The organism is Phytoactinopolyspora halophila, assembly GCF_003287285.1.
Lineage (GTDB): Bacteria > Actinomycetota > Actinomycetes > Jiangellales > Jiangellaceae > Phytoactinopolyspora_A > Phytoactinopolyspora_A halophila.
This window is the reverse complement of the sequence record NZ_QMIG01000007.1, coordinates 156,925-178,676: the sequence shown is the minus strand read 5'-3', so window position 1 is coordinate 178,676 and position 21,752 is coordinate 156,925. Positions and strand designations below refer to the sequence as shown.

Annotated in this window: 17 protein-coding genes; 12 read left to right on the top strand and 5 right to left on the bottom strand. The window is 64.3% G+C overall.

All coding sequences use genetic code 11. The features are described from left to right. Positions 1-37: 37 nt before the first annotated feature. The 3 genes from DPM12_RS10400 to DPM12_RS10390 all read left to right on the top strand — a co-directional run bounded on the left by DPM12_RS10400 (position 38) and on the right by DPM12_RS10390 (position 2,393). Positions 38-763 (top strand): DUF305 domain-containing protein, encoded by a 726-nt coding sequence (locus DPM12_RS10400; RefSeq protein ID WP_123788560.1) that lies wholly within the window; start codon positions 38-40, stop codon positions 761-763. A gap of 79 nt (positions 764-842) precedes the next feature. Further along, positions 843-1,445: a class I SAM-dependent methyltransferase gene (locus DPM12_RS10395; RefSeq protein WP_112258238.1), complete on the top strand. Its 603-nt coding sequence runs from the start codon at positions 843-845 to the stop codon at positions 1,443-1,445. Positions 1,446-1,715: 270 nt separating this feature from the next. Next, positions 1,716-2,393, top strand: coding sequence for a pyridoxamine 5'-phosphate oxidase family protein (locus tag DPM12_RS10390; RefSeq protein WP_112258237.1), 678 nt, complete (start codon positions 1,716-1,718; stop codon positions 2,391-2,393). 133 nt (positions 2,394-2,526) lie between these two features. Here the strand turns inward: DPM12_RS10390 and DPM12_RS10385 are convergent, their stop codons facing one another. The 5 genes from DPM12_RS10385 to DPM12_RS10365 all read right to left on the bottom strand — a co-directional run bounded on the left by DPM12_RS10385 (position 2,527) and on the right by DPM12_RS10365 (position 6,843). Then, positions 2,527-2,823, bottom strand: a complete 297-nt coding sequence (locus DPM12_RS10385; RefSeq protein ID WP_112258236.1) for a 4a-hydroxytetrahydrobiopterin dehydratase — start codon at positions 2,821-2,823, stop codon at positions 2,527-2,529. Between the two features lie 168 nt (positions 2,824-2,991). Beyond that, positions 2,992-3,750, bottom strand: coding sequence for a succinate dehydrogenase/fumarate reductase iron-sulfur subunit (locus DPM12_RS10380; protein WP_112258235.1), 759 nt, complete (start codon positions 3,748-3,750; stop codon positions 2,992-2,994). 96 nt (positions 3,751-3,846) lie between these two features. Next, positions 3,847-5,652, bottom strand: coding sequence for a fumarate reductase/succinate dehydrogenase flavoprotein subunit (locus tag DPM12_RS10375; RefSeq protein ID WP_112258234.1), 1,806 nt, complete (start codon positions 5,650-5,652; stop codon positions 3,847-3,849). Positions 5,653-5,668: 16 nt separating this feature from the next. After that, positions 5,669-6,484, bottom strand: coding sequence for a hypothetical protein (locus tag DPM12_RS10370; RefSeq protein WP_112258267.1), 816 nt, complete (start codon positions 6,482-6,484; stop codon positions 5,669-5,671). Between the two features lie 68 nt (positions 6,485-6,552). After that, entirely contained in the window at positions 6,553-6,843 is a 291-nt protein-coding gene (locus DPM12_RS10365; RefSeq protein WP_112258233.1) for a hypothetical protein, read from the bottom strand. Positions 6,844-7,397: 554 nt separating this feature from the next. Between DPM12_RS10365 and DPM12_RS10360 the strand changes: the two genes are divergently transcribed. The 9 genes from DPM12_RS10360 to DPM12_RS10320 all read left to right on the top strand — a co-directional run bounded on the left by DPM12_RS10360 (position 7,398) and on the right by DPM12_RS10320 (position 21,682). Beyond that, on the top strand, positions 7,398-9,179 hold the full coding sequence (locus DPM12_RS10360; RefSeq protein WP_112258232.1) for an ABC transporter family substrate-binding protein: 1,782 nt from the start codon (positions 7,398-7,400) through the stop codon (positions 9,177-9,179). 142 nt (positions 9,180-9,321) lie between these two features. Beyond that, a complete protein-coding gene (locus DPM12_RS10355; protein ID WP_112258231.1) occupies positions 9,322-10,833 on the top strand; it encodes an ABC transporter permease in 1,512 nt (503 codons plus the stop codon). 118 nt (positions 10,834-10,951) lie between these two features. After that, positions 10,952-11,959, top strand: coding sequence for an ABC transporter permease (locus DPM12_RS10350; RefSeq protein WP_211658773.1), 1,008 nt, complete (start codon positions 10,952-10,954; stop codon positions 11,957-11,959). Then, positions 11,960-13,120 (top strand): ABC transporter ATP-binding protein, encoded by a 1,161-nt coding sequence (locus DPM12_RS10345; protein ID WP_112258229.1) that lies wholly within the window; start codon positions 11,960-11,962, stop codon positions 13,118-13,120. Beyond that, the gene (locus tag DPM12_RS10340) at positions 13,117-14,160 is read left to right on the top strand and encodes an ABC transporter ATP-binding protein (RefSeq protein ID WP_112258228.1); all 1,044 of its coding nucleotides are present in this window, start codon (positions 13,117-13,119) and stop codon (positions 14,158-14,160) included. The genes DPM12_RS10345 and DPM12_RS10340 overlap by 4 nt, the downstream gene beginning before the upstream one ends. 55 nt (positions 14,161-14,215) lie before the next feature. Next, a complete protein-coding gene (locus tag DPM12_RS10335) occupies positions 14,216-15,934 on the top strand; it encodes a BCCT family transporter (RefSeq protein WP_112258227.1) in 1,719 nt (572 codons plus the stop codon). 117 nt (positions 15,935-16,051) lie between these two features. After that, positions 16,052-17,896, top strand: a complete 1,845-nt coding sequence (locus DPM12_RS10330) for a BCCT family transporter (RefSeq protein WP_281269647.1) — start codon at positions 16,052-16,054, stop codon at positions 17,894-17,896. Positions 17,897-18,055: 159 nt separating this feature from the next. Further along, on the top strand, positions 18,056-19,918 hold the full coding sequence (gene typA / locus DPM12_RS10325; protein WP_112258226.1) for a translational GTPase TypA: 1,863 nt from the start codon (positions 18,056-18,058) through the stop codon (positions 19,916-19,918). A 120-nt stretch (positions 19,919-20,038) separates the two neighbouring features. Further along, the gene (locus tag DPM12_RS10320) at positions 20,039-21,682 is read left to right on the top strand and encodes a peptide ABC transporter substrate-binding protein (RefSeq protein WP_112258225.1); all 1,644 of its coding nucleotides are present in this window, start codon (positions 20,039-20,041) and stop codon (positions 21,680-21,682) included. Positions 21,683-21,752 lie beyond the last annotated feature (70 nt).

The window sequence follows — 21,752 nt, the reverse complement described above, 5'->3', positions numbered from 1 at the left end:
CGTAGCCGCTACCACACCCGACCTAAGGTGATCATCTATGTCTCGCCAGTTCCTTGCACGTCTCTTTGCGCCCATGGCACTTCTCCTGGCTCTCGCGCTCACCGCGTGTAGTGGTGACGACGGAGAGCAGGAGGGCGACGCCGACGGCAACGAAGTCGACTCGGTGGCGTCCGAGACAGGCGAGGAGCAGACGGACGTCGGCGATGACGAGGTTTCCGGCGACGAGGCATCTGGCGATGAGGTCTCCGGCGGCGAGGCTTCTGGTGACGGGGAGGCGTCCGATAACCGCATGGACGAGCTCGAAGGCGCGGTGGAGCTCTCGGAGGCCGATGTCGAGTTCCTCCACTTCCTACTCGCCTACGACGCGCAGCTCGTCGAGATCATGGAGATCGTCCGTGACCGTTCTGATCGTGACGAGCTGGTGGAGTTCGCCGAAGAGGAGATCGACTTCGCCGAGCAGGGGCAACAACTGACCAGATTCACCCTGGCGGCAGGCGGTGTCGAGACGGAGCCGGGTGAGGTCGACGGTCTGGTCGACGCCGCAAAGATCGCAGAACTGGAGACGCTGAGCGGTCTCGAATTCGATCTGGCGGCGCTTGACGTCCTGCGCGCGCACGCTGATGCGGAGCGTGACGCCGCCGAGCGCGCGTTGGAAAACGGAGCCACGGGTGAGATCGCCGGGATGGCCGAAGACTCCATCGAATTCCACGACACCAGCCTGTACGACCTCTGGGAGGACATGTGGACCGAGGAGTCGAATTGAGACGAGTAGCTCACCTTCACCGGTTCGCGACGCCGCCCGGTCTCGGCGGTGGCCACGTCAAGGCGGAGGCTCTAGCCTCATGACACGGCCGACACGGTGGGCAACGGACACCAAGGAAGGTCACACCCAGTGGTACATCGACCGTTTCCGCCGGATGGCGGCTGAGGGTGAGGATCTCGCTGGAGAGGCCCGCTTCGTCGACGCGATGCTTCCTCGCGGTGCACGCGTCCTCGATGCCGGTTGTGGCACGGGGCGCGTCGGAGCTGAGCTGCACGCGCGCGGACACGTCGTCGTCGGCGTCGATGCCGACCCGGATCTGATCGATGCCGCGGCGGCGGATTATCCAGGGCCGACATGGCTGGTCGCCGATCTGGCCGAGTTCGATCTCGAGGTCGCGGGGCAGCAGGAACCGTTCGACGCGGCAGTGCTGGCCGGAAACGTGATGGTGTTTCTGGCGCCGGGAACCGAAACCGACGTACTGGCGCGGATGCGTGCGTGCGTGAAGCTGGAAGGCTTCGTCGTGATCGGGTTTCACGTCAACCGCGAGCTGGCGCTGAAGGATTTCGATAGCTACGTTGCCGACGCCGGCCTGCGCATCGAGCATCGCTTCGCGACATGGCACCTCGACGCCTGGCACGACGACGCCGATTTTGCCGTTACGGTGTTGCGCCACCGGCGGTGAAGGCCGGCCCGCTGCCGATCCCGAAAGAGTTCCCGGCCCGGCCGGAATGATCATGTTTGGTACGTTTTCTCGGGCCGTAACACGGCTGCAGACGTGTTACGGCCCGAGGAAACGTACCAAACATGATCATTCGGAGTTATCTGGTGATCTTTGGGATTTGTGTTGATGGAACCCGGGGTGATTCTATCGTTCTTGGTCGCAATACGTGATCATGGGTACTCGGGAGTGGCCATCTGGCCGTCTGGGCGGAGCGACAGGAGGTTCGCGGGTATGACTCAACCACACGTCGGTATCGACGACGACCGGCCCGGTTCGACGGGTGAACACGTCTTGCAGGAGCAATGCGGAAGTCGGGATCGGGCGGATCGCTTCTACAGCGAACAGATGTCAGACCATCTGAACGACCAGATGCGGGAGTTCGTCGGCCGTATGGAAATGGTCTTTGTCGGTACCGCCGACGGCCACGGCGAATGCGACGTGAGCTTTCGTGCCGGCCCGGCCGGATTCGTGCGAGTCCTCGATCCCAGAAGAATCGCCTGGCCCGAGTTCCGCGGCAACGGCGTGCTGGCCAGTGCGGGAAACATCACGGAGAACCCCCATGTGGGCCTGTTGTTCATGGATTTCGTCCACGATCTCGTCGGGTTGCACATCAACGGGACGGCGTCGTTGATGGCGGCCGACGATTTCCGTGCCTGGTATCCGGATCAGAAAATGGAAACGGAGGCACCGGGCCGCCGCCCGGAACGCTGGATCCTGGTCGACATCGAGGAAGCGTATATCCACTGTTCGAAACACATCCCCCGGATGATGCCGGTACCTCGGAACCGTGCGTGGGGGACGGACGATCGGAAGAAGAAGGGCGGCGACTACTTCGGTGTGGCAGAAGAACGTGGCCTGAGCCGACGCCAGCGAACGACCGTCCCGGATACGTCCGCCAGCGTCGACTGACGCCACGATCAGCGTCCGCTGACACCTCGATCAGCGGACGCTGACGTCACGATCAGCCTCGACTCGTGCGCCCGCCAAGTGGCTGGGAACCAGCGTGGCTGGCTGGGGAACGGTCTGCCTGGTGCGGTTTCGGTCAGCCCGCGTTGTGGTCGTTCACCACGGCGTCGATGGTTCGCGCGAGGTCTACATCCGCGCTGGTGACGCCGCCAGCCGAGTGGGTGGACAGGGTGAAGGTGAGCGTGCGGTACCGGATGTCGATATCCGGGTGGTGATTGGCGCCTTCGGCCGCCTCGGCAACGTCGTCGACGATCGCGATCGCGGTACGGAAGTCCGGAGCCTGAACCGTACGGTGTATTCCGGTCGTGTCGCCGGACCACTGCGGTATGCCGGCCAGCATGGCATGCAGTGCGTCGTTGTCGAACACGGTCATTCGAGGGCTCCTTCCCCGCGCGGTGGCTGCGCTTTTCGGGTTCACGGCCGAACTGATATCCACCTAGGGAAAGCGTAGAAGCACGCGCCACCGCTCACCATGCGATCTCCCAATCCGCCTCGTGAAATTCGCTCGTAGCTTGGAGGTGCACGGGCGGATTCGCGGGGTTCAGTCGTCGGAGGAGCGCCGGAAGATCTTTCTGCCGAGCCAGACGACGGGATCGTAGGAACGGTCGACCACGTGCTCCTTGACCGGGATGATCGCGTTGTCCGTGATCTTAATGCCCTCCGGGCAGACCTCGGTGCAGCACTTGGTGATGTTGCACATGCCGACACCGGACTCCTCGCGGGCGGCGTCTCGATGGTCGTTGGTCTCGAGCGGGTGCATTTGCAACTCGGCATAGCGAAGGAAGAGGCGAGGACCGGAGAAGGCCTCCTTGTTCTCTTCGTGATCGCGTATGACGTGACACACCGACTGGCACAGGAAACATTCGATGCACTTGCGGAATTCTTGCCCGCGCTGCACGTCTTCCTGCTGCATCCGATACGTGCCGTCGGCCTGGCGGGGTTCGGGGGAGAAGGTCGGTACCTTCTTCGCCTTCTCGTAGTTGTAGGAGACATCGGTGACTAGATCGCGGATCACCGGGAACGTGCGCAGGGGTGTGACGGTCACGGTCTCGCCCGGTTCAAAGATCGAAAGCCGGGTCATGCAGGTCAGCCGGGGCTTTCCGTTGATCTCCGCGCTGCACGAGCCACACTTGCCGGCCTTGCAGTTCCACCGCACGGCGAGGTCACCGGTCTGGGTCGCCTGAAGCCGGTGCAGGGCGTCAAGGACGACCTCACCTTCCTCGACTGGAACGACGTAGTCGGTGAGCTCGCCCCCCGAGGCGTCACCGCGCCAGACCCGCAGGTTCAAGTCATAAGTCATCGGCTACATCTCTCCTTTGTCACGTCGTGTCTCGCCCATGTGCACGGCGGCACGTGATCGGCGAGAACACACCGGGGTCAACGGCGCGAGCGGCAATTACGTCTCCTGGAAGAGCTCGCGCAGCTCGTCGGGCATGGCCGGCAGCTGTTCATGACGTATCGCGACGGAGTCGCCGTCGGCAATGCAATGCAGATTGACCGTGGCCCAGCTGTCATCCGTGGTGGGGAAGTCGTCACGGGTATGACCGCCGCGGCTCTCGGTGCGCTCGAGCGCGGCAAGCGCGATGCATTCCGATACGCGGAGCATGTTGCGAATGTCGAGCGCCAGGTGCCAGCCGGGGTTGTACTGCCGGTGACCTTCGACGGTGAGCTTGGCAGCGCGCTCCTTCAGGCGCGCGATTTCCTCCAGCGCCTTCTCCATCTCGCTCGCCTGCCGGATGATGCCGACGAGACTGTGCATGACGTCCTGCAGCTCGTGTTGCAGCGTGTACGGGTTCTCGCCGCCATCCTGCTCGAACGGTGCGAGAGCGGCCTCGGCCGCGGCCCGTATGTCGTCATCAGACACTGGCGCCCGCTGCTCTCGTTCGGTCGCGCCATGTGCGGCGTGTTCGCCGGCACGCCGGCCGAAGACGAGCAGGTCGGACAGGGAGTTGCCGCCGAGCCGGTTGGAACCGTGCATGCCACCGGCCACCTCGCCCGCGGCATAAAGCCCGGGAACGACGGATTCGGCGGTGTCGGCATCGACCGCGACGCCGCCCATGACGTAGTGGCACGTCGGGCCGACCTCCATGGCCTCGGCCGTGATGTCGACGTCGGCCAGCTCCTTGAACTGGTGATGCATGGACGGCAGGCGGCGTTCGATGTATTCGGTTGAGCGGCGGGATGCGATGTCGAGGAACACGCCGCCGTGTGGCGACCCGCGACCGGCCTTGACCTCGGCATTGATCGCACGAGCGACCTCGTCGCGGGGCAACAGCTCGGGTGGGCGGCGGTTGTTGGACTTGTCGTCGTACCAGCGGTCCGCCTCTTCCTCGGTGTCCGCCGTCTCGGCCTTGAAGTATTCCGGGATGTAGTCGAACATGAACCGGCGGCCCTCGCTGTTGCGCAACACGCCGCCGTCACCCCGGACGGATTCGGTGACGAGGATCCCCTTGACGGACGGGGGCCACACCATGCCGGTGGGATGGAACTGGACGAACTCCATGTTCACTAGAGACGCACCGGAGTCCAGCGCGAGGGCGTGGCCGTCGCCGGTGTACTCCCACGAGTTGGAGGTCACCTTGTAGGACTTGCCGATTCCGCCGGTGGCGAGCACCACGGCGGGGGCGTCGAACACGATGAATCTCCCGCTCTCGCGCCAGTAGGCGAAGGCACCGGAGATGCGCTGCTCATCGTCGCGGAACAGCTTGGTGACCGTGCACTCCATGAACACGTCGATGCCCAGCGCGACGGCACGCTGTTGAAGCGTCCGGATCAGTTCGAGGCCGGTGCGATCGCCGACGTGGGCCAGGCGGGCGTACCGGTGCCCACCGAAGTCCCGCTGCGAGATCAGTCCCTCGGCGGTGCGGTCGAAGAGCGCGCCCCACTCTTCGAGCTCGTGGACACGGTTTGCCGATTCTTGGGCGTGCAGCTGCGCCATGCGCCAGTGATTGAGCATCTTTCCGCCACGCATGGTGTCGCGGAAGTGCACCTTCCAGTTGTCTTCACTCCACACATTGCCCATGGCAGCGGCGATCCCGCCCTCGGCCATGACAGTGTGTGCCTTGCCGAGCAGCGACTTACAGATGATGGCGACCTTGGCTCCGGCGTCGTGCGCGGCGATGGCCGCACGCAGACCTGCCCCACCCGCGCCGACGACGATGACGTCGTAGCGGTGGCGTTCGAAGCTGTTGGGGTCGGTCATGGTGCAAGGGCTCCTTCTAGAAGAAACGTAGGTCGGAAATCCAGCCGGCTGCCACCGCCATCACGTAGAAGTCGACGAGGAACAGCGAGCCCAGAGACATCCAGGCGTACTGCATGTGCCGGGTGTTGAGCTTGGACACGAACGTCCACCATCGATACCGGACCGGGTGCCGGGAGAAGTGCCGGAGCCGTCCGCCGAAGACGTGCCGGCAAGAGTGGCACGACAGCGTGTACAGCCACAGCATCACGACGTTGAAGAGCAGTACGAGATTGCCGAGGCCGACGCCGAACCCGTCCTCCCCGCCGAAGGCGAGTATCGCGTCCCACGTGTTGATCAGCACGATGACGACTGCGATGTAGAAGGTGTAGCGATGCAGGTTTTGCAGGATGAGCGGGAAGCGGGTTTCGCCGGTGTAGGACGCGTGCCGGTCCGGGACCGCGCAGGCCGGTGGCGACATCCAGAAGCTGCGGTAATAGGCCTTGCGGTAGTAGTAGCAGGTCAGCCGCAGTAGCAGCAGGAACGGCAGGCTCAGGGCGGCGAATGGGATGAGGGGATGGTCGGGCGTGAAACGCCCGAAATGTGCTGCCGCCTCGACGCAGCCGGTGGACGTGCACGGGGAGTAGAACGGCGTCAGGTAGTGGTGTTCTGCGACGTAGTAGAAGTCCTGCATGAACACCCGGACGAAGCCGTAAAGAAGCCAGGCGGACAGGCCCGCGACGATCAGCGTGGGCTCGAGCCAGTAACGATCCTTGCGCAGCGTCCGCCATCCGATGCGGGCACGGGAGGGCGCCTTGACGCCGCCGGAGAGCGGCCCATCGGCTGGCTCGGCCACGGCCGACGCCGTGGCGTTCGCGCGATTTGGGCGGTCAGGTTCTGGTTCTTCGGTTCCAGTAGTCGTCATCACGGTGCGTGCCGATCCGGTGCTCCAAGACCCTCTTCTTCGGCTCCCGTCCACATGTTCGGATCGTACGGGGTGTCCGGAACCATCTCGAGAGGGCCCTCAGGTAGGGGTCGATGTGCAGGTTGGGGTTCGCCGAGCTGGTCGAGATCTTCCCGAAGCCGGCCGACGTCGCTCACGGGGCGACGCGTGCCCAGCGTATCGCCATAGACGTGATGTAGACGGGAGACTGTCGACTCGAGCGTGGTGAGCGCCACGGCAACGCGGCCCTGCGATGCGCTTATCGCGCCCATGCGGTCTCCCTGGTCTCGTGCGAACGTCTACGGTCGCTAACCCCGCCCCGCAGCTTTGCATGGAGTGGACACGGAAATCCAGTGTCTCAAGGGATCGGTCCATGATCACGGCTGTGGTATCCGCCACGCTGGCGGGGCTGCCCGTCGGGGCGGTGATCGACCGAGGGTGGGCGGCCCCGGCGCGACACGGGACGTCGTCCCGAATGCGTCACGGGACGTCGCTCTGAACTGTCTCACCATGTAGGCGGAAATCGATCGAATAATGGGCAATCGGATTCTGCGTGAATTCGCGGGGTCAATCGGCGAGTCGCGAATCGAGAAGGCGCCTGTCCGATTCGAGAAGGCGCCTATCCGGAGAGCGTTCCCGCAGGCGAGAGGATTACCTGGCGACTCCGTGCTCGAACCGTTATATTCCGCGCAATCGCACAGCATTCGGGTTGCAGCTCAGTAACTTCTGTCATGGCACCTTGTGCACGGCGCACCACAAATGTTTGGTTGAGTCAACTCATTTTTCGGGGCCCGTGTGGGTCCGTCACGTTCGGAGGAGTCCCACCTTGAGAACCAAGCGCAGAGGAGCGGCGTTCCTGGCTGCCACCGCGGCGGGCGCACTCGTGCTCGCAGCGTGCGGCGACGACGCCGACGATTCCGCCGATGACCCGGTGGAGGACGAAGAAGCTGCTGACGCCCCCGAGGACGTCGAGATCGTGTACGCGGCCGAGCAGGAATTCGCGTCGTACAACAACAACACCGCCGACCAGAACTCGTTTCGCAACACGCACGTGGTCAACGGCGTTCTCGGCGGCTTCTGGCAATACGGCCCTGATGGGCTGGCCGAGCCGAACGAGGACTTCGGCACCATGGAGCTGGTTTCCGAAGACCCGCAGGTCGTCGAGTACTCGTTCCACGAGGAGGCGGCGTGGTCGGATGGCACGCCGCTCGACTGTGACGACATGCTCCTGTATTGGGCGGCCCAGTCGGGTACCTACGTGACCGATGAAGAGGACGAGGAAGGCAATCCGGTCCCGCTGTTCTCCACCGCTGGAACCACGGGTGTCGAGGACTGGGTCAAGCCGGACTGCGAGCCGGGAGACAAGACGATCACCGTCGAGTACGAGACTCCCTACGCGTCGTGGGAGGCCCTCGGCGGCTACGGCGCGTTCATGCCGGCACACATCGTCGCGGAGCAGGGTGATCTCTCCGAGGAGGAGTTCATCCAGGCGATCCGCGACGACGACATGGACACACTGGCGGACGCCGCGGAGTTCTACAACACCGGCTGGACGATGGATCCCGGTGACCTGCTGGACGAGGAGCTGATCCCGTCCTCGGGCCCGTACAAGCTGACGAACTGGGAGGCCGGCGAGTCGCTGACGATGGAGTACAACGAGGAGTACTGGGGTGATCCGCCCCGCTCGAGCACCATCGTCTTCCGGTTCCTGTCTCAGGAGCAGCAGGCCCAGGCCCTGGACAATCGCGAGGTCGACATCATGGACCCGCAGCCCAACCCGGACCTGGTGAACCAGCTGGATGCGATGTCCGGTGTCGAGCTGCACACGGGCGAGTCGTTCACCTACGAGCACGTCGACTTCAACATGCGGCCCGGGCACATGTTCGAGGACCGCGAACTGCGCGAGGCTTTCGCCAAGTGCGTGCCGCGAGAGTTGATCGTCGACAACTTGATCCGGCCGCAGAATCCGGATGCCGAAGTGCTCAACGCCCGGCTGACGTACTCGTTCCAGGACGACTACGACTTCCAGATCGAGGGCAGCGGCTACGAGGACTACATGGAAGTCGACATCGAGGGTGCGCGCGAGATCCTCGAGGACAAGGACATGGTCGGTCAGGAAGTGCGCATCGGGTACCAGGAGCCGAACCCGACGCGGACCAACCAGGTCGAGCTCATCCGTGACTCGTGTGAAGAGGCCGGCTGGGAGGTCGAAGACTTCGGAACCGACGAGTTCTTCGGCCGGCACCTGCCTGAAGGCAACTACGACGTCGCCCTGTTCGGGTGGATCGGATCGGCCTACGTCAGCGGTACCGCGTCGACATTCATGACCCCGGAGTCCTGCGGCTTCGGCACCACGGGGAACAACTTCGGCTGCTACTCGAATGAGGAGGTCGACGCCCTCTACAACGAGCTGCTGACGGAGCTGGATCTGGAGGCGCAGCGTCCGATCGTCAAGGAAATTGAGGCGCTGCTCTGGGAGGATCTCTACACGATCCCGCTCTTCACGCACCCGGACCTGCTCGCGTGGGCAGAAGATGTCGAGGGCGTCGGGCCGAACCCGAGCCAGGGAGGCATCACCTGGAACAAGCACGAATGGGGCCGCCTCTAGGTCAGGTCGTCGATCGGATCGACACGAATGTCATCAGGTAAGCGCCAGGATCGCGGGGCCGGGAGCCGGTCGCTTCCGGCCCCGCGATCTCGGCCTGCTCCGTTTGGCTGAGTAATCCTTCGCGTAACGACTTGGAGGACGCGTGGCCGTCTTCATCGTGCGAAGACTGATCATCTCGGTCTTCACATTGCTTGCCGCGTCATACCTCGTGTACGTCGGCACCGCACTTTCCGGAGATCCCCTGCAAGACCTGTACGGGATCCAAGACGAAGGTGATGCACAAACCCAGATGGATGCCCGACGCCGGGCCATGAACCTCGACGTGCCGGTCTTCCTCCGGTATTTCTTGTGGCTGGGGGATCTGCTTCAGGGTGATCTGGGGCAGAACAAGTTCGGGCAGTCCGTCAGCGGAATTCTCGGACCGGCGATCTGGGCGACGCTGCAACTGGTGATCGCCGCGACGGTCTTGGCGATCATTCTGGGCGTCATGATCGGCATCATCTCGGCGCTGCGGCAATACAGCGGTTTCGATTACACGCTGACCTTTGCGGCGTTCCTGTTCTACTCGCTTCCCGTGTTCTGGGTCGCGGTGATGCTCAAGCAGTTCGGCGCCATCGAGTTCAACGACTGGCTCCGCGAGCCACGTATCCCCCTGCCGATCATTGTCCTCGTCGCCCTGCTGGCCGGGCTGGCGTGGATGGCCATCATCGGCGGCAACCGGGAGCGCCGGGTGTCCACATTCGCCATCGCGGCAGTGGCCACCGGGGGACTGCTGTGGGCGCTGTCGGAGACCGGCTGGTTCGAGGATCCCGGTCTCGGCTTCGTCGCCATCGTGGTTCTCGCGCTCAGCGCGGCGCTGGGTTCGACGTTGCTCATCATCGGGTTCCGGTATCGCCCCCCGGTGATCGCGACGTTGAGCACGGCCGCGGTCGGATGCGTCTTCTATCTCTTCTCGGAGCCGGTCCTCGAGGATCCGAGTTGGCCCGTGATCCTGCTGCTCGCGGTGATCGCCGTCGGTGTCGGCCTGGGAATCGGGTATGTGGTCGGTGGTTTGCAGCGCCGGCAGGCGATGGCGGCATCGGCGCTGACAGCCTTCCTCACCGGCGGAGTCATCTTCGTCGACTACATGCTGCAGGCATACTCCGGGTACTACGACATCGTCCGGGGGCGGCCGGTCTCCACGATCGGTGCCGCGACACCGAACTTCGAGGGCAGCTTCTGGGAGAGCAGTCTCGACACGGCGGGCCACCTGATCTTGCCGACGCTGGCCCTGCTGCTGATCTCGTTCGCCGTCTACACCCGCTACACCCGGGCCAGCATGCTCGAAGTGATGAATCAGGACTACGTCCGTACGGCCCGGTCCAAGGGCCTGACCGAGCGGACCGTGGTCACGAAGCACGCGTTCCGCAACGCGTTGATCCCGGTGACGACGCTGATGGCGTTCGACTTCGGCGCCGTGATCGGCGGTGCCGTGATCACCGAGGGCGTGTTCGGCTGGAAGGGAATGGGCCAGATGTTCATCGACGGTCTCCGCGAGGTGGATCCACCTCCCGTCATGGCGTTCTTCCTCGTGGCGGGCGGATCTGTCGTCGTGTTCAACATGCTGGCGGACATCGCCTACGGCTACCTCGACCCGCGGATCAGGGTGTCGTGATGCCGATGACCACCACGATTCGCACCGTGGCGGACACGGTTGCCGCGCCGCGTACCACGACAACCGCCCGGGCATGCACGACGACGCAGGCCCGAGTATTCGAGGGGAGGGATCGGCTGTGAGCACCGAGACCAACCGACCGGCGACGTCCGAGAACGCGACTGATCGCCCACCGTCCGGTGATGAGGCCCAGGGCATCACCATCGCCGCGCGCACGCAGGGCCAGTTGATCCGGCGGCGATTCTTCCGGCACCGCGCCGCCATGGGCGGAATGATCACGTTGCTGCTGGTGATCGTGCTGGCGTTCACGTCGATCGGATTCGGGCCGATCCCCGGGTGGTGGGACAAGTCGTACCTCTCGACGGGAAGCCTGGTGAACGACGGAGATCCGACGTTGAGCCTGGTGCCGGCGTTCCTCGGCGGCGACGGCATTCGCCTCGGCGAGCATCCGTTCGGCCAGGACGACGTCGGCAAGGACTACTTTGCCCTGGTGATGCGTGGTGCCCAGCAGTCGCTGATCATCGCGTTCGTCATCGGCATCGTGTCGACCGTGGTCGGTGCCGTCGTCGGTGCGCTGGCGGGCTACTTCCGCGGACGCACCGAGGGTGTGCTGATGCGCCTGACGGACGTCGTGATCTCGATCCCGACGCTGGTGTTCGCGGCCATCCTGGCGGCGGCCGCCGGACGCGCCGGAATCGTGGTCCTCGGGGTTGCCATCGGTCTGGTCATCTGGACCGGCCTCGCCCGTCTCGTCCGGGGTGAGTTCCTCGCCCTGCGCGAGAAGGAGTTCGTCGAGGCGGCCCGGGCGGCGGGCACGAAACCCTCGCGGATCATCTTCAAGCACATGATGCCGAACGCGATCGGCGTCATCATCGTCAGCGCCACGCTGGCGGTCGCGGTGGGCATCCTGCTCGAAACGGCGCTGTCCTACCTCGGCCTGGGTGTCCGCCCACCGGACGTGTCGCTGGGCTCGCTGGTGAGCCTGTACGAGACGGCGATGACGACGCGGCCGTCGCTGTTCTGGTGGCCAGGTATCTTCATCGTCATCATCGCGCTGTCGGTCAATTTCATCGGCGATGGCCTGCGTGACGCGTTCGATCCTCGACAGACCAGGGTGCGTGAGTAGATGACCTCCCCAACCAATCCGGTCCAGCATTCCCTGCCATCGGTGACATCCCGGCCCGGCGGTACGTCGGCCCCACTCGGCGCCGACGAGACGTACGTGGCGAGCAGCATCAGCCACCTCGAGCCGCCGTCGGAGGAAGAGGTACTGCGGGTTGAGGACCTCACCGTCGGGTTTCCCACCGACGACGGTTTGGTGAAAGCTGTACGTGGGGTCTCCTACGCCGTCCACGAACGGGAAGTGCTCGGCATCGTCGGCGAGTCGGGCTCGGGCAAGTCGGTCTCGTCGATGGCGATCATGGGGCTGCTGCCGAAGAACGCGCGCATCACCGGAAAGATCTTCTACCGCGGTGACGACGTCTTGCAGATGTCGGCGAGGGCGCAGCGGTCGCTGCGCGGGCGGAAAATCGGCATGATCTTCCAGGATCCCATGACGGCTTTGAATCCCGTCTATACCATCGGGGATCAGCTCGCGGAAGCCGTACTCTCGCACGAGATCATGCCGCGCAAGAAGGCGCTCGCCCGTGCGGAGGAGATGCTTGCACTCGTTGGCATCCCGCAGCCGCGGCGGCGGCTGGACAGCTACCCGCACGAATTCTCCGGCGGGATGCGCCAGCGCGCGATGATCGCCATGGCCGTGATCAACTATCCGGACGTGATCATCGCGGACGAACCGACTACGGCACTGGACGTGACCGTGCAGGCACAGATTCTCGAGAAACTTCTCGAGGTGAAAGACGAGGTCAGCTCGGCGATCATCTTGATCACCCATGACCTCGGTGTCGTGGCGGGGAACGTGCATCGGGTACTCGTGATGTACGCGGGTAAGCCTGTGGAGATCGGTGAGGTTGACGAGGTCTTCTACCGCCCCCGCATGCCGTATACGGCGGGCCTGCTCGGCTCCATCCCAGCGCTGGAGACGGCGACGGGCGAGCGGCTCCGGCCGATCCAGGGGACACCCCCATCGCTGATTAACATGCCTCCCGGGTGCCCGTTTTCTCCCCGCTGTCCGCTGACGACGGCGGTCTGCCGCCAGGACGAGCCGGAGCTCGTCGCCACCGACGGGATGGCGCACCTGGCAGCGTGCCATCACTGGAACCGGCTGGCTGAGCAGGATGACCCGACGACGTTCTTCCGCGCCGAGAGCGAGGTGCAGGATCGATGACGACGGCGACGACGATTCGCGAGCCGGCTGGCGAGCCGGCTGGTTCTCCGGGGCAACATCTGCTTGAGGTGTCGGATCTCGTGGTGAACTTCCCGGTTCGTGGTGGCGGCCTGTTTCGCCGGATCGCCGGATACGTTCAGGCCGTCAGTGGTGTCTCGCTGAACGTCGACGCTGGTGAGACCCTCGGCCTGGTCGGCGAGTCCGGCTGTGGAAAATCGACGACGGGACGCGCGATCCTGCAGCTGCACCGGCCGACATCGGGTTCGGTGGTCTTCGGCGGCACGGAACTCACGGGCTTGGAGCCGAAGGAGATGCGCACCATCCGGCGGGACCTGCAGATCGTCTTTCAGGACCCGTTCGCCTCGCTGAATCCGAAGATGCCGGTGAACGACATCATCGCCGAGCCGCTGAAAGTCCACGACCAGTACAAGGACGGCGGTCCGGAACGGGTGGCGGACATGTTGCAGATGGTCGGGCTCAACCCCGAACACGGAAACCGGTTCCCGCACGAGTTCTCCGGTGGCCAGCGCCAGCGCATCGGCATCGCACGGGCACTGGCGCTGGAGCCGAAGGCGCTGGTCCTCGACGAGCCGGTGTCGGCACTGGACGTGTCGGTGCAGGCCGGTGTGGTGAACCTGCTGGAGGATTTGCAGGATCGGCTCGACCTGGCCTTCATCTTCATCGCCCACGACTTGTCCGTCGTTCGGCACATCTCGGACCGGGTTGCGGTCATGTATCTCGGAAAGATCGTGGAGACGGGCACGCGCGACGACATCTATCAACGTCCCGCTCACCCCTACACCCAGGCGCTGCTGTCCGCGGCGCCGGCGGCCGATCCCAGGCAGGAACGCACGCGGCAGCGCATCTTGCTGGCGGGCGACGTGCCGACCCCGCTCGATCCGCCGAGCGGTTGCCGGTTCCGCACGCGCTGCTGGAAGGCGCAGGACATCTGCGCCACCGAGGAGCCGCCGCTGGTGGACCGGGGCCACGGACATCCGGTGGCCTGTCACTTCGCGGAGGTGAACACCGACGTGATATGAGTCGGCCTTGTGGGTATCTCCGGAGCGATAAGCGTCGTATACCGGAGGCAAGCTCATGGCGCGCCCACGGGAATCTTCGAAACTGCGCTTGATCTCGGCGTACGAGCCGCGGACCGCTGCGGGTGGCGTGACGCCCTGGGTGTTCTACCCGGCGCTCGTCCTCATCGCGGGTATATCCGTTCTCACCATCGCCTATCCCGACGAGGCCGGTGAGGTCCTCTCGACTATACAGAACGGCATCGTGGGCACGTTCGGCTGGTACTACGTGCTTATCGTGGCTCTCTTCGTCGTCGTCTCCATCTGGCTCGGAGTCAGCCGCTTCGGCGGGATTACCCTGGGCAAAGACAACGAAGGGGCCGAATTCAGCTTGAAGGCCTGGTTCGCGATGCTCTTCGCTGCCGGCATGGGCATCGGGCTGGTGTTCTTCGGAGCGGCCGAGCCGCTGATGCACTATGACAGCCCGAAACCGGGAATCGAGCTCGGGGAAGCGGCCGACGACCGGGGATTCGGCGCCGAAGGCATCGGGTCTGCCGGTGCGGACCTCGCCGACGACGCCATGGCCCAAACGTTCGTGCACTGGGGCGTGCACGCCTGGGCGATCTACGTCGTGGTTGGCTTGTCCCTGGCCTATGCGATCCATCGCAAGGGCCGGCCGGTGTCCATCCGCTGGGCGCTCGAGCCGCTGCTCGGTGCTCGGCGGGTCAGGGGATGGCTCGGCGATGTTATCGACGTTGTTGCCATCCTCGGCACGCTCTTCGGCGTGGCGACATCGCTGGGTATCGGGGTGCAGCAGATCGGATCGGGCCTGGTGTCCATGGGGGTGATCGGCGAAGCGGGCGACGGCGTGTTGGTGCTGCTGATCGCCATCATCACTGCCATCGCAACGATCTCCGTGGTCACGGGCGTGCACCGGGGTATCCGGTGGCTGTCTAACGTCAATCTTGTCCTGGCCGCCGTCTTTGTCGTCTTCATCGCGATCGTCGGCCCCACGCTGTTCTTCTTCCGGGAGTTCGTCCAATCGCTCGGTGTCTACGTGCAGAACGTCCTGCCGTTCACGTTCGAGACCACGACATACATGGGTCAGGCCGGCCAGGATTGGCAGAGCTCGTGGACGGTGTTCTATTGGGGCTGGTGGATGTCCTGGGCTCCGTTCGTCGGCATCTTCATTGCCCGTATCTCGCGCGGGCGGACGATCCGCGAGTTCGTGGCGGGCGTCCTGGTGGTGCCGACTCTGGTGACGTTCGTCTGGTTCACCGTTCTCGGTGGGAGCAGCCTGTACCAGCACCTCTTCGGAGAGGGTGGACTGGTCAACCGGGAATCCGACGACCCGTTCGAGCGGGTCGTACCGGAGAATGCGCTGTTCAACATGCTCGAGGGCCTGCCGTGGTCCGGTATTCTCATGCTCATCGCGGTTGTCATGGTGACGATCTTCTTCATCACGTCGTCGGACTCCGGTTCGCTCGTGGTCGACATGCTGGCGTCCGGCGGTGACACCGAGCCACCGACGTGGAGCCGCGTCCTCTTCTGTGTCCTCGAAGGCGTCGTCGCGGCCTCACTCCTGCTTGCTGGCGGCCTCGAGGCGTTGCGCACCGGTGCGATCACGACGGCGTTGCCGTTCAGCGTGGTCATCTTGCTGATGCTTGCCGCCACGTACCGGTCGTTGCGCGCGGAGCATCTCGTGCTGCGAGCGGCGTCTCGCCGCAAGGAACGCGAGGAGCTGGAACGCCATGTCAGCCGGCAGATGACCAGCGAGTCAAGTGGCAGCCCCGGATAACGGGGAATCCAGCGGCGGGTGAACTTCGTCGAAATTTGGGTGTGCTCTGGACTTGACGACGCGCCCGTGAGTCGAAACCGTAGTACGGCACAAATGTCACTACGGAAGGCAGAATAGATGAGTTCCCCGCCAGACAGTAAGACGCCGGGCAGACTCACTGACTTATCCGGCTATCGCCCGCGAATCTCCGCGGGCCACGTTGCACCGTGGGTGTTTTATCCGTCGATGATCATCATCGGCGTGGTGGTCATTCTCACCATGGCCTTCCCGGATGACACCGGGGAGTTCCTCGACACCATCCAAGAGAACATCGTGGGCTGGTTCAGCTGGTACTACATGCTGATCGTGGCGTTGTTCGTCATCTTCTCCATCTGGATGGGTGTCAGCCGCTTCGGTGACATCAAGCTCGGCAAGGACGACGAGGAACCCGAATTCAGCCTCATGGCCTGGTTCGCGATGCTCTTCGCCGCGGGCATGGGCATCGGCCTCGTGTTCTGGGGTGCGGCCGAACCGCTGATTCACTACGACAGCCCCAAGCCGGGCACTTCTGGTGGAGGCGCCATCGGCGAGGATGGTCACGGCGCCGAAGGCATCGGCTCCGCCGGTGGTGACCTCGCCCAGCAGGGCATGGCGCAGACGTTCTTGCACTGGGGCTTTCACGCGTGGGCGATCTACGTCGTCGTCGGCCTCGCGCTCGCGTATGCCATCCACCGCAAGGGCCGGCCGATCTCCATCCGCTGGGCATTGGAGCCGCTGCTCGGCGCGCGTCGCGTGCGCGGGTGGCTGGGCGATGTGATCGACACCGTCGCCGTCATCGGCACCATCTTCGGTGTCGCCACCTCGCTCGGCTTCGGTGTCGACCAGATCGGCGCCGGCCTGGTGTCGATGGGTGTGATCGACGAATCGACGGAGGGCGTCGCGGTCGTGTTGATCGCGATCATCACGGCCATCGCCACGGTCTCGGTGGTGTCCGGCGTCGGCCGGGGCATCAAGTGGCTGTCCAACTTCAACTTGATCTTGGCGGCCATCTTCCTGGTCACCTTGATGATCCTCGGCCCGACCCTGTTCTTCTTCCGCGAGTTCGTCCAGTCGCTGGGTTCATACGTCGAGAGCATCATCCCGATGACGTTCGACACCACGTCATACATGGGCGACGCCGGGCAGGCATGGCAAGGCACGTGGACGACGTTCTACTGGGGTTGGTGGATCTCGTGGGCGCCGTTCGTGGGTGTCTTCATCGCCCGCATCTCGAGGGGTCGCACGATCCGGGAGTTCGTCGCCGGCGTGTTGATCGTCCCGACCGCAGTGACGTTCCTGTGGTTCGCTGTCATGGGCGGCAGCTCGCTGTATCGTCAGTTGTTCGGCGAGGGTGGGCTCGTGAACCGGGAGCTCGAGGGTCCCTTCGAGCGCGTCGTGCAGGAAGAGGCGCTGTTCCGGCTCCTGGACGGCTTGCCGCTGGGCGGCATCCTGACCGTGGTGGTTGTGATCCTGGTCGCGGTCTTCTTCACCACGTCCTCGGATTCCGGTTCGCTCGTGGTCGACATGCTGGCGTCCGGCGGTACACCCAATCCGCCGACGTGGAGCCGGGTGCTCTTCTGCGTGCTTGAGGGCGCCGTCGCCGCCGGCCTGCTCCTGGCCGGGGGTCTGGGTGCGTTGCGCACGGGAGCGATCATCACGGCGTTGCCGTTCAGCGTCATCATGCTCGCGATGTGCGTGGCGACGTATCGATCGTTGAAGGCCGAGCACCGGGTGTTGCTGGCGGCGAACCGGCGCCGGCGCCGCGACGAGATGCGCCAGCACGTGAGCCGGCACATCACCGGTGACCTCACGGAGAATTTCGACGATCACTTCGGTGACCGGGTCGACGAACGGATCGACCAGGCTCTGGAGGACGTCCGGGCAAATGGCGGAACGAGCGACCGGGGCACGGGTCGCTCGACCGACCGGCCGGGCTCTCGCTGACGGCTGCCCGGCGACGGACCGGCATCTCCTCACTGACCCGGCCCGTGCGTCTTGATGGGCGCGGCTCCGGCTGACCGGCCGGAGCCGCGCCCGCTCGCGTGTTCGGTGCCGCGTACCATGGGTGTCAAGGTCCCTGCTTTCGGAAACGAGTGTCTCTGCATGGCTACGCGCAGCCGCGACGATCGGAGAAATGTCGCCATCGTCGCCCACGTCGATCACGGGAAGACCACGCTTGTCGATGCCCTGCTCTGGCAGTCCGGCGCCTTCCGGGTCAACCAGGAGGTGGCCGAGCGTGTCCTCGATTCAAGCGATCTCGAGCGCGAAAAGGGAATCACCATCCTCGCCAAGAACACGGCTGTGCGCTGGGGTGAGGTAACCATCAACATCATCGACACCCCCGGTCACGCCGATTTCGGGGGCGAGGTGGAACGCGGGCTGTCGATGGTCGACGGTGTGGTGCTGCTGGTCGACGCCAGTGAAGGACCGTTGCCCCAGACTCGCTTCGTGCTTCGCAAGGCGCTGGCCGCTCGCTTGCCGATCGTGCTCGTCGTGAACAAGACCGATCGTGCCGAGGCCCGCATCGCCGAGGTCGTGGACGAGACCTACGAGCTGTTTCTCGATCTGCTCGACGACACCGACGCTGCCTCGGCCGACGTTCTGGACTTTCCGATCGTGTACGCCTGTGCCCGGGACGGGAAGGCGTCGCTGGAGCGTCCCGACGACGGTACCGCGCCCCGCGGTGACGATCTCGAACCGTTCGTCGAGACGCTCCTGAAGACGATCCCACCCCCGACGTACACCGAAGGCGCACCTCTACAGGCTCATGTCACGAACCTCGACGCGTCGCCGTTTCTCGGGCGGCTCGCGCTGTGCCGCGTACGGCAGGGCCAGATCTCGAAGGGTGCTCAGCTCGCGTGGTGCCGCAAGGACGGCAGTGTCGAATCGGTCAAGATCACTGATCTGCTCGTGACCGATGCCCTCGAACGCGTGTCGACGGACACCGCGGGCCCGGGTGACATCATCGCTGTCGCGGGCATCCCGGACATCACCATCGGCGAGACCCTGGCCGATCCCGACGACCCGCAGCCGCTGCCGGTCATCACGGTCGATGAACCTGCGCTGTCGATGACCATCGGCGCCAACACGTCACCGCTGGTGGGTCGCTACGGTGGCACGAAAGTCACGTCCCGGCTCGTGCGCGAGCGGCTCGAAGCCGAACTCATCGGGAACGTCTCGTTGCGCGTGCTGCCGACGGAACGTCCGGACGCATGGGAGGTCCAGGGCCGCGGTGAGCTCGCCCTGGCCGTTCTCGTCGAAACGATGCGCCGCGAAGGTTACGAGCTCACGGTGGGCAAGCCAGAGGTGGTGCGCAAGGAAATCGACGGTGCGGTGCACGAGCCCGTCGAACGGCTCACCGTCGACTGTCCCGAAGAGTACGTCGGTACCGTGACCCAGCTCCTCGGGGTGCGCAAAGGACGCATGGAGCAGATGGCCAACCACGGCTCGGGATGGGTCCGCATGGAGTTCCTGATTCCCGCACGCGGGCTCATCGGCTTCCGGACCGACTTCCTGACCGAGACGCGGGGAACGGGAATCGCCCACCACGTCTTTCACGGGTACGAGCCGTGGTTCGGCGATCTGCGGATGCGCCCGTCCGGTTCGCTGGTGGCCGATCGCGCGGGAGTGGCCACCACCTACGCGATGTTCAACCTCCAAGAGCGCGGGACACTCTTCGTCGATCCGGGCACCGAAGTGTACGAGGGGATGATCGTCGGTGAGAATTCCCGGCCGGACGATCTCGACGTGAACATCACGAAAGAGAAGAAGCTCACCAATATTCGCTCGTCCACGGCGGAAGAATTGGAACGGCTGATTCCGCCCCGGCGGCTCTCGCTCGAGCAGGCTCTGGAGTTCTGCCGGGACGACGAGTGTGTGGAAGTCACGCCGCACGCGGTGCGGATGCGGAAGGTGGTTCTCGGTGCGGCGGAGCGGGCCAAGGCCGCGCGCCGCCGGCAGGGATAGACGGTGTGTCTTGCGACGACACGTGCGTGCCGGCGGTCAGCTCGTCGTCGCCGTGCGTAGACAGGCAGCGATACCGTAACCTGTCGTCCTGCGTGTAGGGCAGACACGAGGAGGCGCACGATGGGTTCGTCGGCCCGCTGCGCGGTGATGGTGCTCGTCGCCGGCGCGGTGTTCGCGCTGAGCGCGTGCGGCGTCGATGATGAGGGAGAGTCCGGTCAGGCTCGCCAGGAGATCGCGGTGCGCGGATGCAGTCCGGAGAATCCGCTGATACCTGGGATGACCATGGAATCGTGTGGGGGGCAGATCGTCAATCAGCTCTTCTCTATGCTCATCAGATACGAGCCGGACACTGGCGAACCGGTGAACGAGATCGCCGAGTCGATCGAATCGGATGACAACCGTACATGGACGATCACCCTTGAGGACGGGTGGACGTTCCACAACGGGGAACCGATCACGGCGCACAATTTCGTCAACGCATGGAATTGGAATGCTTATGCGCCGAACGGAACACTGAACTCGTATTACTTCCGCGCCATCGAAGGATACGCTGATCTTCAGCCGAGTGACGAGGTCGATTCGGACGAGGAGATCACGCCGGATATGGTCGAGAGTGACGAAATGTCTGGGTTGCAGATTATCGATGATATGACGTTTAAGGTAACGCTATCCCGGCCGGAGTCGTCATTTCCCTTACGTCTGGGTTACGTCGCATTTGCGCCATTGCCGGAACATTTTTTCGACAACCCGGAGGAATTCGGCGAGAATCCCGTCGGATCCGGCCCATTCCAGCTGGTCGACTGGAACCGGAACGTCGACATCCGGCTGCGCGCTTTTCCGGGCTATCGGGGAGAGGTTCAACCTCAGGTGGATGAGGTGAATTTCCGGATATACCGGGACGACACGGCCGCGTACAACGATCTTCAGGCAGACAACCTGGACATCATGCCCTATCTGCCGTCCGCGGCACTTGCCGACAGCACCTACAAGGGCGACCTCGGTGATCGATATGTTCGTGAGGAGGCGCTAGCGGTCAGCACGATCATGTTCCCGCCCGAGTCCGTCGATCCCTCGTTGTCCGACCCGCGGCTGCGGCGGGCCATCTCGATGGCGATCGACCGGGAATCGATCATCGATGCGATCTTCCACGGCAGTCGTGATCCAGCCACCGGCTGGGTGCCGCCGGGAGTGGAAGGGTACCGGCCGGATGTCTGTGGCGAATACTGTGAATACGATCCGGACGCGGCCCGTGATCTGTTCGACGAGGCCGGTGGCTACGATGGCGCGCTGACGATCTCGTACAACGCCGACGGTGACAACAGGGCCTGGGTGGAAGCCACGTGTCACAGCATCAGTGACGCGTTGGACGTGGAGTGTGTGGGCAAGCCGGTACCCGACTTCAAAACCTTCCGTTCGCAGATCAACGCGGACGAGATGACGGGGATGTTCCGCAACTCGTGGAATGCGGACTATCCGAGTATCGAGAGTTTCCTCGCTCCGGTCTATGCCACCGATGCCGCCGGAAACGATGCGGGTCATCACAACCCCGAGTTCGACGAGCTCGTGGCCGAAGCTGCCACGCTGTCGGGTGAGGACGCCCTCGAGAAGTACAAGGCAGCTGAAGAGCTCCTGGTCGAGAAGATGCCGTCGATTCCCCTCTGGTACAGCACGATCGTCGCCGGATATTCGACCCGGGTTGAGAACGTCAAGATCACCCCGTTTCAGACGGTCGATCTGTTGAGCGTCCGGCTCGACGACGACTAGAGGATCGCTTCCGTACATGTGTCTCTTTGGTATTGCCAGGTGTGGATCGTGTGCCAGATGAGGGATCGAG

What these genes read in the sequence shown, in the direction of transcription:
- DPM12_RS10340 (WP_112258228.1), top strand. Translation starts at nt 13,117, where the DNA reads ATGACGACGGCGACGACGATTCGCGAGCCGGCTGGCGAGCCGGCTGGT.
- DPM12_RS10390 (WP_112258237.1), top strand. Translation starts at nt 1,716, where the DNA reads ATGACTCAACCACACGTCGGTATCGACGACGACCGGCCCGGTTCGACG.
- DPM12_RS10365 (WP_112258233.1), bottom strand. Translation starts at nt 6,843, where the DNA reads ATGGGCGCGATAAGCGCATCGCAGGGCCGCGTTGCCGTGGCGCTCACC.
- DPM12_RS10375 (WP_112258234.1), bottom strand. Translation starts at nt 5,652, where the DNA reads ATGACCGACCCCAACAGCTTCGAACGCCACCGCTACGACGTCATCGTC.
- DPM12_RS10380 (WP_112258235.1), bottom strand. Translation starts at nt 3,750, where the DNA reads ATGACTTATGACTTGAACCTGCGGGTCTGGCGCGGTGACGCCTCGGGG.
- DPM12_RS10385 (WP_112258236.1), bottom strand. Translation starts at nt 2,823, where the DNA reads ATGACCGTGTTCGACAACGACGCACTGCATGCCATGCTGGCCGGCATA.
- typA (WP_112258226.1), top strand. Translation starts at nt 18,056, where the DNA reads ATGGCTACGCGCAGCCGCGACGATCGGAGAAATGTCGCCATCGTCGCC.
- DPM12_RS10330 (WP_281269647.1), top strand. Translation starts at nt 16,052, where the DNA reads ATGAGTTCCCCGCCAGACAGTAAGACGCCGGGCAGACTCACTGACTTA.
- DPM12_RS10400 (WP_123788560.1), top strand. Translation starts at nt 38, where the DNA reads ATGTCTCGCCAGTTCCTTGCACGTCTCTTTGCGCCCATGGCACTTCTC.
- DPM12_RS10395 (WP_112258238.1), top strand. Translation starts at nt 843, where the DNA reads ATGACACGGCCGACACGGTGGGCAACGGACACCAAGGAAGGTCACACC.
- DPM12_RS10320 (WP_112258225.1), top strand. Translation starts at nt 20,039, where the DNA reads ATGGGTTCGTCGGCCCGCTGCGCGGTGATGGTGCTCGTCGCCGGCGCG.
- DPM12_RS10345 (WP_112258229.1), top strand. Translation starts at nt 11,960, where the DNA reads ATGACCTCCCCAACCAATCCGGTCCAGCATTCCCTGCCATCGGTGACA.
- DPM12_RS10335 (WP_112258227.1), top strand. Translation starts at nt 14,216, where the DNA reads ATGGCGCGCCCACGGGAATCTTCGAAACTGCGCTTGATCTCGGCGTAC.